Origin of the sequence: Solwaraspora sp. WMMD406 (assembly GCF_029626025.1) — a bacterium.
Classification (GTDB): Bacteria; Actinomycetota; Actinomycetes; order Mycobacteriales; family Micromonosporaceae; genus Micromonospora_E.
Map to the genome: position 1 here is coordinate 1,240,097 of NZ_JARUBF010000001.1, position 16,848 is coordinate 1,256,944.

The 16,848-nt window shown below is 70.6% G+C and carries 12 protein-coding genes; 8 read left to right on the forward strand and 4 right to left on the reverse strand.

Translation table 11 applies throughout. The annotated features are described in order from the left end of the window. Positions 1–174: 174 nt before the first annotated feature. The gene (locus O7632_RS05555; protein WP_278119852.1) at positions 175–2,391 is read left to right on the forward strand and encodes a glycoside hydrolase family 9 protein; all 2,217 of its coding nucleotides are present in this window, start codon (positions 175–177) and stop codon (positions 2,389–2,391) included. 107 nt (positions 2,392–2,498) lie between these two features. On the opposite strand, the gene O7632_RS05560 is transcribed toward O7632_RS05555, so the two are convergent. Beyond that, positions 2,499–4,937, reverse strand: coding sequence for a M28 family peptidase (locus O7632_RS05560; protein WP_278111965.1), 2,439 nt, complete (start codon positions 4,935–4,937; stop codon positions 2,499–2,501). Positions 4,938–5,192: 255 nt separating this feature from the next. Here O7632_RS05560 and O7632_RS05565 point away from each other — a divergent pair, with 255 nt between their 5' ends. From O7632_RS05565 to O7632_RS05580, 4 genes are read left to right on the forward strand one after another with little or no spacing between them, the layout of a single operon-like run. Beyond that, positions 5,193–6,419, forward strand: a complete 1,227-nt coding sequence (locus O7632_RS05565) for a fused response regulator/phosphatase (protein WP_278111967.1) — start codon at positions 5,193–5,195, stop codon at positions 6,417–6,419. Continuing rightward, positions 6,416–8,110 carry an ATP-binding protein gene (locus O7632_RS05570; protein WP_278111969.1) on the forward strand — a complete coding sequence of 565 codons (1,695 nt, stop codon included), beginning with the start codon at positions 6,416–6,418 and terminating at the stop codon, positions 8,108–8,110. The genes O7632_RS05565 and O7632_RS05570 overlap by 4 nt, the downstream gene beginning before the upstream one ends. Before the next feature lie 11 nt (positions 8,111–8,121). Continuing rightward, on the forward strand, positions 8,122–8,574 hold the full coding sequence (locus tag O7632_RS05575) for a response regulator (protein WP_278111971.1): 453 nt from the start codon (positions 8,122–8,124) through the stop codon (positions 8,572–8,574). Positions 8,575–8,577: 3 nt separating this feature from the next. Next, on the forward strand, positions 8,578–9,378 hold the full coding sequence (locus O7632_RS05580) for an inositol monophosphatase family protein (protein ID WP_278111973.1): 801 nt from the start codon (positions 8,578–8,580) through the stop codon (positions 9,376–9,378). A 13-nt stretch (positions 9,379–9,391) separates the two neighbouring features. On the opposite strand, the gene O7632_RS05585 is transcribed toward O7632_RS05580, so the two are convergent. After that, complete coding sequence (locus tag O7632_RS05585; RefSeq protein ID WP_278111975.1) at positions 9,392–9,757, reverse strand: DUF2218 domain-containing protein; 366 nt, start codon at positions 9,755–9,757, stop codon at positions 9,392–9,394. 433 nt (positions 9,758–10,190) lie between these two features. On the opposite strand from O7632_RS05585, the gene O7632_RS05590 reads away from it, so the two are divergent. The 3 genes from O7632_RS05590 (at position 10,191) to O7632_RS05600 (ending at position 14,693) form a co-directional block, all read left to right on the forward strand. After that, on the forward strand, positions 10,191–11,165 hold the full coding sequence (locus O7632_RS05590; protein ID WP_278119853.1) for a hypothetical protein: 975 nt from the start codon (positions 10,191–10,193) through the stop codon (positions 11,163–11,165). A gap of 74 nt (positions 11,166–11,239) precedes the next feature. Continuing rightward, a complete protein-coding gene (locus O7632_RS05595; RefSeq protein WP_278111977.1) occupies positions 11,240–12,802 on the forward strand; it encodes a fused MFS/spermidine synthase in 1,563 nt (520 codons plus the stop codon). Positions 12,803–12,929: 127 nt separating this feature from the next. Then, the gene (locus O7632_RS05600; protein WP_278111978.1) at positions 12,930–14,693 is read left to right on the forward strand and encodes a serine/threonine-protein kinase; all 1,764 of its coding nucleotides are present in this window, start codon (positions 12,930–12,932) and stop codon (positions 14,691–14,693) included. Positions 14,694–14,699: 6 nt separating this feature from the next. Here O7632_RS05600 and O7632_RS05605 read toward each other — a convergent pair whose 3' ends face one another. Both O7632_RS05605 and O7632_RS05610 read right to left on the reverse strand, forming a co-directional pair. Then, entirely contained in the window at positions 14,700–15,374 is a 675-nt protein-coding gene (locus tag O7632_RS05605) for a TrkA family potassium uptake protein (RefSeq protein ID WP_278111979.1), read from the reverse strand. After that, on the reverse strand, positions 15,367–16,701 hold the full coding sequence (locus tag O7632_RS05610) for a potassium transporter TrkG (RefSeq protein WP_278119855.1): 1,335 nt from the start codon (positions 16,699–16,701) through the stop codon (positions 15,367–15,369). Before O7632_RS05610 ends, O7632_RS05605 begins: the two co-directional genes overlap by 8 nt. Positions 16,702–16,848: the final 147 nt, after the last annotated feature.

Genomic DNA, 16,848 nt, shown 5'->3' on the forward strand with positions numbered 1-16,848 from the left:
CGTAACACGCTGCGAATATTCGAGTATCGCGGGTGGGAGCGCTCCCATCCGCTGCTTTCGATGCACGACCGCCTTCGCGGCGTCCGGCCCCACGGCGGCGCCGCACGACCATCGAAAGGACCCGGCGTGTCGATACTCTCCCGGCGGCGGACCGTTCCGCTCGCCGTCACCGCGGTGGCGGCGCTGACCGCCACCGCCCTCACCGCCGCTCTTCCCGCCCACGCGCAGGAAGAAGCCCCCGAACAGATCGTCAACGGCACCTTCGACGACGGCCACGAACCCTGGTGGGGCACCCCCAACATCACCCTCGACTCCAGCAGCCAGCAGCTCTGCGCCGACATCCCCGGTGGCACCGTCAACCCGTGGGACGTGATCATCGGCCAGGACAACGTCCCGCTGGTCGCCGGGGAGACGTACGAATACACGTTCTTCGCCACCGCGACCCCCAACAAGATCGTCCGGGCGTTGATCCAACTGCCGGTCGACCCGTGGACCCAGTACATGGCGGCCAACCCCGAAATCAGCGTCTCCGGCAACAACTACACGTTCACCTTCACCGCCCCGACCGACCTGCCCAACGCGCAGGTGGCCTTCCAGATCGGCGGCAGCGCCGACCCGTGGCGGTTCTGCCTCGACGACGTCTCGCTGCGCGGCGGGGCGGAGCCGGAGGAGTACGTGCCGGACACCGGACCCCGGGTACGGGTCAACCAGGTCGGCTACCTGCCGAAGGGGCCGAAGAACGCCACCCTCGTCACCGACGCCACCGACCCGCTGCCCTGGAAGCTGTACGACTCAGGCGGCAAGGTCGTCGTCAACGGCAAGACCAAGCCGTACGGGCTGGACGAGTCCTCCGGACAGAACGTCCACTCGATCACGTTCAGCCGCTTCGTCCGGCCCGGCACCGGCTACACCCTGGTCGCCGACGGCGAGACCAGCTACCCGTTCGAGATCGGCACCACCTTCTACACGCAGCTGCGCGCCGACGCGCTGAAGTTCTACTACACCCAGCGCAGCGGCATCGAGATTCTGGACGAGCTGCGGCCCGGCTACGGCCGCCCGGCCGGACACGTCGGCGTCGCGCCCAACCAGGGTGACCTTTCAGTGCCCTGCCAGCCCGGTGTCTGCGACTACACCCTGGACGTCTCCGGTGGCTGGTACGACGCCGGTGACCACGGCAAGTACGTCGTCAACGGCGGCATCTCCGTCTACCAGCTGATGAACGAGTACGAGCGCGGCCTGCGGGTCGGCCAGGGCAACTCGTGGCTGCAGTACGACGGCACCCTGGACCTGCCGGAGAGCGGCAACCAGCTGCCGGACATCCTCGACGAGGTCCGCTGGCAGCAGGAGTTCCTGCTCAAGATGCAGGTCCCGGCCGGGCAGCCGCTCGCCGGCATGGCCCACCACAAGATCCACGACGCCGCGTGGACCGGTCTGCCGCTGCTGCCGCACCTCGACGCCCAGCTGCGCGAGTTGCACCCGCCGTCGACCGCCGCCACGCTCAACCTGGCGGCCACCGCCGCCCAGGCGGCGCGGGTGTTCGCGCCGTACGACCAGGACTTCGCCGACCGTAACCTGGACGCGGCCCGGACCGCGTGGGCGGCGGCCATGGCCAACCCGGAGATGTACGCCGATCCGGCGGACGCCATCGGCGGCGGCGCGTACGACGACGTCGACGTCACCGACGAGTTCTACTGGGCGGCGGCCGAGCTCTACCTGACCACCGGGGAGAGCGAGTTCCGCGACTTCGTGCTCGCCTCGCCGCACCACACCGGTGACATCTTCGACGAACGTGGCTTCGGCTGGCAGTGGACCGCGCCGCTGGGGCGGATGGCGCTGGCCACGACGCCAAACGACCTGCCGGGCTGGTGGCAGGTACGGGCGTCGGTGATCGCGGCGGCGGACCGCTACCTGGCCACGCTCAAGGCCCACCCGTACGGCATCCCGTACGCCCCGGCGGACAACCGCTACGACTGGGGTTCCAACCACCAGATCATCAACAACGCGATCGTGATCGCCACCGCGTACGACCTGACCGGCAAGGAGAAGTACCGGGACGCGGTGCTGCAGACGATGGACTACATCTTCGGCCGCAACGCGCTCAACATCTCCTACGTCACCGGCTACGGCACGGTGTCGTCGCAGAACCAGCACTCCCGCTGGTACGCCCGGCAGCTCAACGCGGACCTGCCGAACCCGCCGCGCGGCACCATCGCCGGTGGTCCGAACTCGTCCATCCAGGACCCGGTGGCGCAGCGGCTGCTGACCGGCTGCGCGCCGCAGTTCTGCTACATCGACGACATCGAGTCCTGGTCCACCAACGAGCTGACCATCAACTGGAACGCGCCGTTGGCCTGGATCGCGGCCTTCATCGTCGACCAGGGTCGCGGCTGATCCGGCGACCTACCGCGTGATCGCGGCGCCCCCGCCCCTGTCGTACGGGCGAACATGCCCTCGACCGGGGCGGGAGCGCCGCCCGGGGTATAAGCCCGGAACGCAGGTCAGTAGGTGTAGGTGCGGGCGACGGTGACCAGTTCACTGGTGTGTGAGCCGGCGATCCCGACCCCGGCCGGCCGGGGCGTGAAGCCGGGCAGCCCGGTCAGCCCGTCACTGCCGTCGCTCACCCGCAGCCCGACCGGACCATCCCCGGTCGGCCGTACCACCAGCACGATCTCGAAGCCGTCCGGCTGCGGGGCGTGGAAGACCGTACCGAAGCTCCACCGGCCCCCGCCTTCGGCCGCGCCTTCGCCCGAGTCGGCACCGGCGTCGGCGCCCGCCGATTCGACCGGGATCGACTGGCCGGCCACCGTCGCCGAGCGCACCTCGGCGGTGTCGGCGGCCACGTGCAGGGCGACCAACCGGACCGGGCGTCGCGGCACCAGCTTCAGCCGGAGCGTACGCGTCCCGTCGGCGGACACCCCGCTGTCGTCGAGCAGGTCCAGCGTGGGCGCCGACAGCGCGGTGGCCGGCTTGGCCTCGCCGGACCGCAGCTCGTGCGTACCGAGCAGCGGGAACTCGGGGGCGGTGACCGCCTCGCCGGTGACGTGACGCATCGTCCACGGCTGCGGCCGGGTCTCCGCGCTGAACCAGCGGGCCTGGCCGGTGTCGGCGTCCAGGGCGTACATCAGATGGGTCGGCACCGGACGGTCGGCGTCGACGCGGTCGACGGCCAACCCGACGACGACCAGCACGACGGTGGCGGTCGCGGTGAGCGCCGCCGGCAGCGGACCGAGCCGCCGCGCCCGTACCGCCGCCGTCGCCCGCTGCCCGCCGGCCTGCGGCAGCAGCAGGTCGAGTACGGGCAGGACGGCCAGCCCGAGCAGCACCGCGACGGCGGCCGCGACCCCCGAGGTGCCCATGCCCAGCGCCGGGAAGAGCAGCACCACGATCGGCAGCAACACCACCACGGGCACCACGGCGGCGGCGACCAGCGCGACGACCGCCGCCGCCGAGGTCGTCCGCAGCGAGAGCGCGACCAGTCCACCGATCGCCCCGGCCAGGGCCGGCAGAGCCGCGAAGTAGGACCCGCCGGGTGCCACGGCGGCCAGCAGCACGCCGAGTACGGCGAGCCAGCCGAGCCCACCGACCGCCAGACCGGCCGGCCCGATCCGCCGCCGCAGCAGGGCGTACCAGGTCAGCACGACGGTCGCGGCGAGCGCGAGCACCGCCAGCCGGTACGGCGTCGGCTGGTGCGGGTCGAGCAGATCGGCGTACGCCGGCCGGATGCCGGTCACCGCGAGCCACAGCAGTTGGGCGGCGACCGGGGCGAGCACCAGCGGGATCGCGGCCAGCGCGAACCCGCCGACGAGTCGGGGCCAGTCGCCGCGCCCGCGCCGTCGGGTCAGCCAGGCCAGCGCGGCGACGGCGGCTGCGGCCAGCAGGGCCAGCGGCCAGGTGAGTGTCGCTGAGTAGTGCACCAGCCCGAGCGGCGTGGGGAAGTAGGTGGCGTCGGTGTCGGTGGTCAGTCCCGGGATGTCGGTCGCGCCGAAGCCGAGGGTGAGGCCGAGCGTGTTGTCCCCGTGGTGCTGCAGACTGGCCAGGTTCATCGACTCGGGGGTGTCCTGCGGGGTGTGGTAGATCGCCGATCCGTCGAGGTAGGCGGAGTTCAGGCCGGCGAATCCGGCGTCGAGGAACGGGGTGAAGTCGGTGTCGTTGGGCAGTTGTCGGTAGACCTCGACGGCGAACGAGGTGCCGACCGGGTGGGGGGCCGAGCGGCCGAAGACGTCGATCAGCGCCGCGTTGTCGCGCGACGTCTCGAAGGTGATCACCGGTCCGGTCCGGCCGCGCGCCTCCAGGTTGAGCACGACCCCGTCGCCGTCGGAGGCGAGCGCGTGGGCCGACACGAACGCCGACGCCCCGCACAGGCAGGCCTCTTCGGCGTCGGTGAACACCAGGACGACGTCGTTGCGGGGGCGGTCGGTCACGGTCAACGCCCGGGCCACCTCCAGCAGGGTGGCGACGCCCGCGCCGTCGTCGTTGGCCCCCGGACCGACCTGTACGGAGTCGTAGTGTGCGACGAGGAACACCCGCCCGGTCGGATCGGTGCCGGGGATCTGTGCGATGACGTTGCGTACCTGGGCCAGGGTGACGCCGTTGGCGGCACCGCTGAGCTGGCCGGCTTCCCGGCCGACCGCCGTCTGGATCTCGGGAATCAACCCGAGACCGGTCAGCGTGGCGACCAGGTATTCGCGGACCTCGTCGTTGCGGGCGCTGCCGGCCGGGTGCGGCGCCGCCGCGATCTGTTCGACGTGCTGGTGGGCGCGGTGCGCGCTGAACACCTCGGCTGGGGCGTCGGCCCCGCGCGGCGCCGGTGGACGCAGGTCGACGAGGGTGGCCGCGCCGACGGCCCCCAGAGTGGCGAGCGCCGCGATCCCGGCCAGCAGCCGGCGGTCGGGTCGGGCGAACGTACGGTCGGCGGCGGCGGCGAGCGGTGCGCCCATGATGATCTCCTGGCGAGCGGGGGTGGGGTACATCCTGCCCAACCAGGGCCGGCCGGGTCACCTGACGGCGGTCTGGTGGCCTAGGTTTGGTGCATGCCCGCCCCTCACTCTCCGGGTTCGCCGACGGCGTCGCCCAGCGACCGGTACGCCGGAAGTTGTGCAGCCCGCACGGGTGGGAGACGATCTGCGGGTCACCCATAAGGAGCCCACCATCAATACCGATCAACCATCGCGGCGGAGCAGTGAGGCACCGGCATGACCGGTTCGTCTGTCGTACCGCCTCGGGCGTATCCCCGGACGGACGTGGGGCCGCCGGCTGTCGTGTCGCCGGCCGAGCGGCTGCGGGTGCTGCTGGTCGAGGACGACGAGGGTGACGCGTTTCTCGTCGGCGAGTTGTTGGCCGAGGCGCAGGCCGCGGTGGATCTCGTGGTGGCCAACAGTCTGAACCAGGCCCGGGAGCGCATCGCCGGAGTGGACTGCGTTCTGCTCGACCTGGGATTGCCGGACGCTCAGGGCCTGGACGGGCTGCGTCGGGTGCTGAGCCTGGCCAGCGGCGCGGCGGTCTGCGTGTTGACCGGCCGGCAGGACGAGCATCTCGGCATCGGCGCGGTCGCCGAGGGCGCCCAGGACTACCTGGTCAAAGGCCAGGTCGACGGGGTGCTGCTCAGCCGGGCGTTACGCTACGCGGTCGAACGCAAGCGGGCCGACGAGAACGCCCGCCGGTTGCGTGAGGTGGAGCTGCGCCAGGCCGAGTCGGCCCGGTTGGAACGTGGCCTGTTGCCGCAGCCGCTGATGGACACCGACGAGGTGTCGGTGCACACCTTCTACCGCCCCGGTCGGCATGCCGCGCTGATCGGCGGTGACTTCTTCGACGTGGTGCAGACCCACCCGGACCGGATCGACCTGATCGTCGGCGACGTCTGCGGGCACGGGGTGGACGAGGCAGCCCTGGGGGTCGAGCTGCGGGTGGCCTGGCGGGCGTTGGTGCTGGCCAAGGTGGCCGACGACGCGGTGCTGCCGGCCCTGGAGCAGGTCCTGATAAGCGAGCGGCGGCTCCGCGAGATCTTCGCCACCGTCGCCGCGGTCCGGCTCGATCTGGCCGCCAACCGGGCCACTGTACGGTTGGCGGGACATCCGCCGCCGTTGTTGTTCAGCGGCGGCACGGTCGCACCGGTGCCTGCTCCGGGCGGTCTGCTGCTCGGTGTCCACCCCCGCCCGCCCCGCGCCTTCGATCTGGAGTTCGACACCGATGAGTGGTCCCTGTTGATGTACACCGACGGTTTGATCGAAGGCCGGATCGACGACGGCGACGAACGGCTGGACGTCGCCGGGTTGCAGAGGCTGGTGACCGAGCCGGCGGCGTGTGACGTGCCGTTGCCGGCGCTGCCGGGTTGGCTGGTCGGCCGGGCCGAGCAGGTCAACGGCGGGCCGCTCGCCGATGACGTGGCGATGCTGCTGGTCAGCCGGGGTGGCGGCCGATGAGCCCGACGACCAGGTCGGGGCGGCGCCGGTTGACGTTGCGGCAGCGGGTCACCGTGCTCTGTGTGGTGGTCGGCGGTCTGCTCACCGTGCTGGCGGGGAGCGCGGCGGTGGTGGCTGACGCCAACCGGACCCACATCGACAATCTGCTCAACCGGGTCGGGCCGCTGCGGGCCAACGCGGAAAGCTTGCTGGCCGTCATGGTCGATCAGGAGACCGGGATTCGTGGGTACGCCGTCTCCGGTGACCCGGCGGAGCTGGCCACCTACGAGGCGGGTGTCGCCCGCGAGCGGGAACTGCTGGACCTGATGACCGGGCTGGCGAAGGGTACCGGCGACGTCGAGGTCCAGCTCGAGGCCGTGGCCGCGCAGTCCGAGCGGTGGCGTCAGCAAGTGGCCGTGCCGGTGGTCGAGGCGGTCGGGACCGAGGGCACCGCCGCGGCGCAGACGCTGCTCGACGACCAGGCCCGCGCCCAGTTCGAAGGACTGCGGACCGCCACCGACGAGTTGCAGGTCGAGATCCTGTCGGTGCGCAACGAGGTCGCGGACGACGCCCGGCGGACCAGCAACACGTTGGTCGCGCTGCTGATCGTGGCCGCCGTGGTGGTGCTGATGGCCGGGGCGGCGTTGGTGATGTCGCTGAACCGGCTGGTGATCGGCCCGGTGACGGGGTTGGCCGCGCAGGTGCGGCGGGTGGCCAACGGCGAATACCAGCGTGACATCGAAGGGGTCGGTCCGCCGGAGTTGGCGGCGCTGGCCAGTGACATCGACGGGATGCGTCGTAAGATCGCCGCCGACCTGGCGGAGGTCCGTGACGCCCGGGAGCGGATCGAGTGGGTCAACGCCCAGCTGCAGAAGCAGACCGAGGAGTTGGTCCGGTCCAACCGTGACCTGGAACAGTTCGCCTATGTCGCCTCGCACGACCTGCAGGAGCCGCTGCGGAAGGTGGCCAGCTTCTGCCAGTTGCTGCAGCGCCGCTACGCCGGTCAGCTCGACGCCCGGGCCGACCAGTACATCGCGTTCGCGGTGGACGGCGCGCAGCGGATGCAGCGGCTGATCAACGACCTGTTGGCGTTCTCCCGGATCGGCCGGATGACCAGCGGGTTCACCGACGTCGACCTCAACAAGGTGATGTCGGACGTGGCCAGCCAGACCGAGCCGAGCCGCGAGTACGCCGGCGGCGAACTGATCTGGTCGCAGCTGCCGGTGGTGGTCGGCGAGGAGCCGCTGCTGACCAACCTGCTGGTCAATCTGGTCAGCAACTCGTTCAAGTTCCGCCGGCCGCAGGTGCCACCGAGGGTGGAGATCACCGCGCGCCGGGTCGACGACGAGTGGGAGATCAGCTGCCAGGACAACGGCATCGGGATCGAGCCGGAGTTCGCGGACAAGATCTTCGTGATCTTCCAGCGGCTGCATTCCAAGGACGCCTATCCGGGTACCGGAATAGGTTTGGCGATCGGCAAGAAGATCGTCGAGTACCACGGCGGCCGGATCTGGGTGGACCCCCAGGTGGACGAGGGTACGGCGATCCGCTTTACGCTTCCGGTGGCCCAGGAGCAGGCCGGGCAGCCAGGTGCGGCGGCAGCCGACGGTCCGTCGGCTGACGGTCAGGATGCGAAGGCGTCGTCGGTCGACGGCGCGGAGACGAAGGCGTCGTCGGCCGTGCGGGGCGCGGACAAGGAGACGGTGTCGTGAAGGAGGCTGCGATGACCGCACCGGCGGATGGCAAGAGCCCGATCGAGGTGCTGCTCGTCGAGGACGATCCGGGTGACGTGTTGATGACCCAGGAGGCGTTCGAGGAGCACAAGGTGCGTAACCGGCTCAACGTCGTCTCCGACGGCGCGGAGGCGCTCGCCTATCTGCGTCGGGAGGGCAAGTACGCCGACGTGACGCTGCCCGATCTGATCCTGCTGGATCTCAACCTGCCCCGTCGTGACGGGCGTGAGGTGCTGGCCGAGATCAAGAAGGACGACGAACTCGGCCGGATCCCGGTGGTGGTGCTGACCACCTCCCAGGCCGACGAGGACATCCTGCGCTCGTACCAGCTGCACGCCAACGCGTACGTGACCAAGCCGGTGGACTTCGAGCGGTTCATCGCGGTGATCCGGCAGATCGACGAGTTCTTCGTCAGCGTGGTGAAGCTGCCGCCGCGCGGCTGAGCCATGATCGACGAAGTAGGCGAGCTGCTGAAGGAAGCCGCCGCGCAGGCGGTGTTGCCCTGGTTCGACACGTTGACGGCCGAGCACGTCACCGAGAAGGCGCCGGGGGATCTGGTCACGGTCGCCGACCAGCAGGCCGAGGAGATCATCACCGCCGGGCTGCTGGGGCTGCTACCGGGTTCGGCGGTGGTCGGGGAGGAGGCCGTCGCGGCGGATGCCCGCCTGCTCGGCCGGCTCCGGGACACCGGGTCGGTCTGGCTGGTCGATCCGATCGACGGTACGGCGAACTTCGCCGCCGGTCGGCACCCGTTCGTGATGATGGTGGCCCTGCTGCGGGCCGGTGCGCCGGTGGCGAGTTGGATCTTCGACCCGGTGGCGGGTTCGTTGGCGGTCGCCGAGCACGGGTCGGGGTGTTTCGTCGACGGCGTACGGCTGCCGGTCGCGTCCGATCGGCCGCCACTGCGCACGCTGCGCGGCTCGGCGCCGCTGCGGTATCTGCCGGCGCGGGCCCGGGCAACGGTGGCCGCTCGTGCTGCCCGGGTGGGGGCGGTCCTGCCGGGCCTGCACTGCGCCGGCCGGGAGCATTGGGACATCGCCGCCGGTCGGCAGGATTTCGCGATCTTCTGGCGGACGCTGCCGTGGGATCACGTGCCGGGCACGTTGCTGGTACGGGAGACCGGTGGCGTCGCGTTGCGGTTCGACGGCAGCGCGTACGACTTCACCGACGACCGTGGTGGTCTGCTGGTGGCGCGGACCGAGTCGGCGTGGCAGGACTTGCGAGGGGCGCTGCTGACCGACGCGTGACCCGGCTCGGACCTCAACGCTCGCCGGAGGTCGGGTCACACTCGCCGACCGTGGTACGTCGGCCGACGCTCGGGTCGTCGGCCGACGTACCACGGTCGGCGCGACGCCAGTCGACGGCCAGGCTCTCCCGGGCACCGAACCGCTCGAGGTGTTCGCCGACGAGGTATTCGACCTGTGCGAGGTGGATGGTGTCGACGCCGTCGGCGTGCAGCAGGAGTTTGTCGTCGCCGGCGGTCAACCGGCAGTTGCCGGAACCGAAGTCGACGAATCCGTCGTCGGTTGTCCAGCGGGCCGGTACGGCCAGGGCGAAGTGCTCGCACAACTGGGTGAGATAGCGGCGCGCGTGGCTGGTCTGGACGTGGGCCTCGGAGCGTGGCACCGGCTTCCTCTCGATGCGCGATTTAGGTTAGCCTATCTTTATCAGATGGGCTGTCGGGTGTGTGGCCGCCCGGTGCCACCCGCTCCGGCGCGCGCGGGCATAGCGACGTCGGAGCGCGGGCATCGTGACGCCGGGGCGCGGCATAGCGATTCTGGGTAATCAGTTCAACGCTGGAAGTAATAGTTCGGGGATGGCTGCGCACCATCTGCATGATGTGGTAATGCGAAGCCGTGGTTCGTGCCCGGACGTTGGCCACGAAGTTCGGTAAGCTACCGGCGGTTTACGTCTGGCGGCCCACTCGCCGCCAGATCACCGAGCGGACTCGGGAGGGCCAGCTTTGGTCGGCACGACGGCATTGCCCGTGACGGCACCGCCACGGCAGCACCGGCGGGTCCGGACAGCCACCGTGGCAGCGCTGGCCGTCACCGCCGCACTGCTCGCCGGTGCCGCGTTCGCGATCGTCGGACCGGCCGCCGCCGCGGTCGCCGCGCCCAGCACTCCCGACGAAGGCGACGACAAGAGCCTGCGGGAAGTGCTGGAAGCCGCCTCCAAGGGCCACATCGAAGCCAAAGCCAAGCTGGACAACTCCAAGAAACGGCAACGCGAACTCACCGAACAGTTCGAACGCCTGCAGCTGGAGTTGTCCCTGCTCACCGACGAGATCGGTCTGATGGCCGCCGAGTCGTACCGACTGGGTCGGCTGAGCTCGGTCGGCATGCTGCTCAACAGCGCCTCACCCGAAGCGATGCTGCAACGGGCCGCCGGCCTCGAAGTCATGGCCCAGCGTGAAGGGCGCAACCTGCGGGCCCTCGCCGAAGCCCACGAACAGGCCGCCCGGGCCAAGGCCGCGATCGACAACGAGGTACGCGAGCAGGAAAAACAGGTCGCCATCATGGCGCGCAAGAAGCAGGACGCCCAGCGCGCCCTGGCGGCGGTCGGCAGCCGATCCAGCGGCGGTTTCGTCAGCGCCAATTCGGCGGCGGCCAATCCGGCACCCCGCAACTCCGACGGATCCTGGCCGTCGGAATCCTGCAGCGTCGACGACCCCACCACCTCCGGTTGCATCACTCCGCGTACCCTGCACGCGATGAACCAGGCGAAAACCGCCGGGTTCACCCGCTACGTCTCCTGTTTCCGTAACGGCGGCAGCGGCGAACACCCCAAGGGCCGGGCCTGCGACTTCTCCGCCGAATCCGGCGGCTTCAAAAATCGTGACGCCACCGGCGACAACCGCACGTACGGCAACAACCTTGCCGCCTACTACGTCAACAACGCCGATCGCCTCGGTGTGCTCTACGTCATCTGGTATCGCCAGATCTGGATGCCCGGCAACGGCTGGAGTTCCTACAACGGCGGCGGAAGTCCGGCCGGCGACCACACCAACCACGTGCACCTGTCGATGTTGTAGGCGGCGCGCCAGTTCCGGCACCGGCCGCGCCAGTCCCGGCACCCGGCCCAGCCGGGATGCGTACCATCACAGCGATGGACTCGCCACCACCTGACGTCGTCGACGCACCGCCCGCGCCGTTGCGTCCCGGACTCGCCGCCGCCCTGGTCTTCGTCTCCAGCGGCGCCGTCTTGGTGCTGGAGATCGTCGCGCTACGGCTGGTCGGCCCGTACGTCGGGGTGACCCTGCAGACCAACAGCTCGGTCATCGGCGTGGCACTGGGCGCCATCGCGTACGGCACCTGGGCCGGTGGCCGGCTCGCCGACCGCCGCGACCCGCGTCCGCTGATTCCGGCGGCACTGGTGCTCGCCGCGATCACCACCGCGATCACCCTGCCCCTCGTCCGGTACGCCGGGGAGCTGCTGCGGGGCAGCGCGGTGGCCGGCATCCTGCTGCTCACCATGGTCGCGGTGGTGCTGCCGGCGGCCCTGCTGTCCGCAGTGACGCCACTGGTCATCAAGCTGCAACTCGGCGACCTGCGCCGCACCGGCGAGGTGGTCGGCAAGCTGTCCAGCATCGGGACGCTCGGCGCCATCACCGCCACCCTGGGCACCGGGTTCTTCCTGGTCGCCACCTTACCGAGCAGTGTGATCATGATCGGTCTGGCGCTGCTGCTCGGCGTCAGCGGCATCGTGCTCGGCGTACACCTGCATCGGAGTCGTCCGGCGGACCCGGCGGCCGCCGTGCCCGGTCCGGGTGGCCGGACCGGGGTCGCGACCCGCGCGGCGATCGCGGCGGTCGGGCTGATCGTCGCGACGCTGGCGGTGATCGCCCCCGACCCGTGCGACGTGGAGACCGAGTACCACTGCGCGACCGTCCAAGCCGATCCGGACCGCGACGGCGGGCTGCTGCTGCTGCTCAACTCGGCCCGACACTCGTACGTCGATCTCCACGACCCCACCCACCTGGAGTTCGCCTACACCAAGTGGATCGGCGCGGTCGCCGACGTGCTGGCCCCGCCCGGGGAACCGATCGACGCGCTGCACATCGGCGGCGGCGGGTTCACCATGCCCCGCTACCTCGGCGCGACCCGTCCGGGCACCCGCAGCACGGTCTACGAGATCGACGGCGGCCTCGTCGACCTGGGCATCCGGGAGCTCGACGTACGGCCGGGTCCAAACCTGGAAGCGGTCGTCGGGGACGCCCGGGTCCTGGTCACCGCCGCGCCGACGGACAGCGCCGACCTGGTCGTCGGCGACGCGTTCGGGCATCTGGTGGTGCCCTGGCATCTGGCGACCCGCGAGATGATGGCCGAGATCCGCCGGGTGACCCACCCGGACGGGATCTACGTGCAGAACGTCATCGACTACCCGCCGCTGCGGTTCATCCGGGCGGAGCTGGCCACCGTGGCGGCCGAGTTCCCCGAGGTCGCGCTCGTCACCCGGCCGGACGCGATGACGCTCGCCGGCGGCAGCAACTTCGTGATCATCGCCGCCGACCAGCCGTTGCCGCTGGACGAGGTCCGGGCCCGGTTGACCGCTACGGTGGGTGACGAGTACCTCATGCTGTCCGGTGCCGAGTTGACCGATTTCGTGGCCGGCGCCCAGCCGCTGAGCGACGACTACGCCCCGGTGGATCAACTCCTGGTCGCTCCCTGATCCACCGGGCCGGTCCACGACCTGATCCACCACCTGATCCACACCTGATCCCACCACCTGTTCCACCGAAGGCCTGACGTTTCCGCAGCCAGGTGTAGTAAGCCGCAGATCGGGCAACTCCCAGACCATGGGTGGGGTGGCACACGGCGGGCAGCCGGCGGACGGCGGCGGGCAGCTGCTCGGAGATCGGTACCGGCTGATCGCGCGGTTGGGCGTCGGCGGGATGTCGGTGGTCTGGCGCGGCCACGACGAGATCCTCGGCCGTCAGGTGGCGGTCAAGGTCCTCGCCCCGGAGTTCGCCCCCGATCAGGTGGTACGGAACCGGATCCGGGTGGAGGCGCAGGCCGCCGCCAGGCTGTGTCACCCGCACATCACCAACGTCTACGACTACGGCGAGGCCGTCCGCCAGGACGCCACCCTGCCGTACGTGGTGATGGAGCTGGTGGACGGCGAGTCGCTGGCCGCCCGGCTGCGCCGGGAGCACCGGCTGCCGTGGCGCACCGCCGTGGTCGCCTGCGCCGAGGTGGCCTCGGCACTCGCCGCCGCCCACACCAGCGGCGTGGTGCACCGGGACGTCACGCCGGCCAACGTGATGCTCACCAGCACCGGCGTGAAGGTCGTCGACTTCGGCATCTCGGCGCTCGCCGGGGAGAACGACGTCGGGCCCGACGGGAACCTGCTCGGCACCCCGGCGTACCTGGCCCCGGAGCGGCTCAACGGCGGCCAGGTGTCACCCGCGACGGACGTCTACGCCGTCGGGCTGTTGCTCTACCGTTCGCTCACCGGCCGGCTGCCCTGGCAGGCGGCGACCATCACCCAGATGCTCCGGGCGCACCTGCACACCGCGCCGGACCCGATGCCTCCGGTGGCCGGGCTGCCGGCGGAGGTCGTCGCACTCACCCACCGGTGTCTGGCGAAGCGGCCGGCTGACCGGCCGACCAGCGAGGAGGTGGCGAAGATCCTCGCCGCGGCGGTCGGCGTGAACGCCGGGCTGTCCCCGTCGATGGTCGCCCTGCCGCTGCAGGCCACGCCGGAGGCCGGCGGTGGGTCCGCCGCCGCGACGGCAGCCCTGCCCGAATCCGATCTGGTGAGCGTCACCAGCGGCCTGGAGGTCACCGGCCTGGACATCGCCGGCTCGGCGGACGACGATCCGGCGGTCATGGATCCGGCGGTCATGGATCCGGCGGTCATGGATCCGGCGGTCATGGATCCGGCGGTCATGGATCTGGATGTTCCGGTCGAGATACCGGTCGACGTTCCGGTCGCGGTGGCCGCCGGTCCGGACGGTGCCGTGGGGCCGGCCCCGGCGGCACCGACGACCCCGAGTCCACCCGCGACACCGGGGGCACCCCGCCGCCGCCGACTCCGTACGTCGTGGGTGCAGCGTCGAGCCGAGGCCGCCATGATCAGCATCGGGGTGCTGGTGGTCGGCACCCTGGTCTGGGCCGGTGCCGCGCCGTCCACCGCGACCGAACGGGCCCGGCAGGCGGTCGCCGCGCCGCCGTTCGGTCTGACCGCCCAGTCGCCGGCTCCGTGCCAGGTCGACTACCAGGTCCGCGACGACACCGGGGAGCGGTTCGTCGCGGCGGTCCAGGTCACCAACACCGGTACGGCCGAGCTGACCGACTGGTCGCTGCGCTTCGTGTTCCCCGGCGACCAGCGGCTCGGCGCGGTCGAGGCGGTGCGCTGGCAGCAGGACGGCGCGACCGTACGGCTGCGACCGGCGCCGGACGCCGGACCGCTGCCGGTCGGCTCGTCCACCGTGATCCAGGTCGACGGGACCTATCAGGCGGCGAACCCGTTGCCGCTGGCGTTCCAGCTCGACGATGCCGACTGCGCGGTGACGGTCGTCGGGATGACCAGCCGGTCCGCCGCGCCGGGCGACACCTGACGGCGCTCAGGTGTTGGCGGCGAAGCGCTGCACCTGCTCGGTGGTGCCGGAGACGATCAGCAGAGCGCCCTGCGGCAGCTCTGTCTCCCGGCGGGCATAGGTGAACCGCTCACCGGGCACCTTCACCCCGATGACCGTCACCCCGTACCTGGAACGGATGCCGGCCTCGGCCAGACGGCGGCCGACCGCGTCGGCCGGGATCCGGGTCTCCGCGATGGAGAAGCCGTCGTCGAACTCGATGAAGTCGAGCATCTTGCTGGTGATGAGGTGGGCGACCCGTTCGCCCATCGCCGCCTCCGGGAAGATGACGTTGGCGGCACCCACCGAGCGCAGGATCTTGCCGTGCTTTCCCGAGACCGCCTTGGCCCAGACGTCCCGTACGCCGATCTCGGTGAGGCTGAGCACGGTGAGCACACTGGCTTCGATGTCCGAACCGATCCCGACGACCACCCGTTGGAAGTCGTGCAGCCCGAGCTGTCGCAACGCCTCGGTGTCGGTCGAGTCGGCCTGCACGACGTAGGTCAACCGGTCCGCCCACCGTTGCACGACCCCGGCGTGGCTGTCGACACCGAGCACGTCGAATCCCATCCGCAGCATGGAGTCGGCCACCTGGCCGCCGAACCGGCCGAGCCCGATGATCACGATGGTCCTGGTCGCCCTGGTGGCGGTACGGTCAGCCAACGATCGGTCGCTCCTCCGGATAGTGGAACCGCTTCCTCCGGGTGTTCAACGCGATCGCCGAACCCAGCGTGACGCTGCCGATCCGACCCACGAACATCAACACGACCAGCAGCAGTTGCGCCGCCGCCGGCAGGTCGCCGGTGATGCCGGTCGACAGCCCGGCGGTGGCGAAGGCCGACGTCGCCTCGTAGAGCACCTGCTCGGGCGCGAACTGGTGGGTGAGGCTGAGTAGCGCCAGCGTGCTGGTTCCGACCAGGGCGACACCGATCAGCGCCACGGTGAGCGCCTGCCGCTGGCTGGCCCCGGCGATCCGGCGGTGGCCGATCACCACGTCGTGCTCGCCGCGCAGCTCCGACCAGATGACGAAGGCCAGCAGGAAGAACGTCGTGACCTTGATCCCGCCAGCGGTGCTGGCGCTGCCGCCACCGATGAACATCATTCCGATCGAGATCGCCGTGGTCTCCGGGTTGAGCGCCCCGGTGTCCACCGTGTTGAAGCCGCCGGACCGGGTCATCACGTCCTGGAACAGCGCGGCCAGCAGCTTGCTCGGCAGGTCGAGCGGGCCGAGGGTACGCGGATTGGTCCACTCGAAGGTCAGGAAACACAGGAAGCCGGCGCAGATCAGCGCGAGCGTGCCCCAGATCGTCAACCGGGTGTGCACTGACCACCGTGCCGGTCGCCGGCGTTCCCGTACCAGCTCGAACAGCGCCGGGAAGCCCAGTCCGCCGATCACCACGCCGATGATCAACGGCAGGCAGATCCACGCGTCACCGACGAACCGGACCAGCCCGTCGGAGTAGAGGGCGAATCCGCCGTTGTTGAACGCCTGTACGGCGTGAAACAGGCCGTACCAGAGGGCGCGGGCGGGCGGATAGTCGTAGGCCGACCACAGCCGGCCGGCCAGCAGCAGCGTGATCGCCGCTTCGCAGCCCAGCATGATCAGGGCGATCCGCAGCAGGACCTGGCGGATGTCGGACAGGCCCAGACTGCTCGTCTCGGCCTGCGCGGTGAGCCGGCTGCGCAGGCCGAGCCGGCGCGAGATCAGCAGGCCGAGCAGGGTGGCCAGCGACATGATTCCGAATCCGCCGAGCTGGGTGAGCACGGTGATCAGCGCCAGCCCGAGCGGCGACCAGTAGGTCGAGGTGTCCGTGACGGCCAACCCGGTGACGCAGACCGCCGAGGTGGCGGTGAACAACGCGGTGACGAACGGTGCCGGGTCGGGTCCGGACCGGCTCGCCGGCAGCATCATCAGGCCGGTACCGACGGTGATGGCGCCGAGGAACGCGATCGGCACGATCCGGGCGGGGTTTCGTAACGGCCGGCGCATCAGAACTGTCATACCATCTCAAAACCGCCCACACTGGAGATTGATCGGCTTTCATCTTGCGGTCAGCGGTCGACTGCCCGTACGTCGACTGGCGGTCGTCCGTACGTCGTCCGGGCGGGTTTCACTGGCGCGAACGGCGCCCCGGAC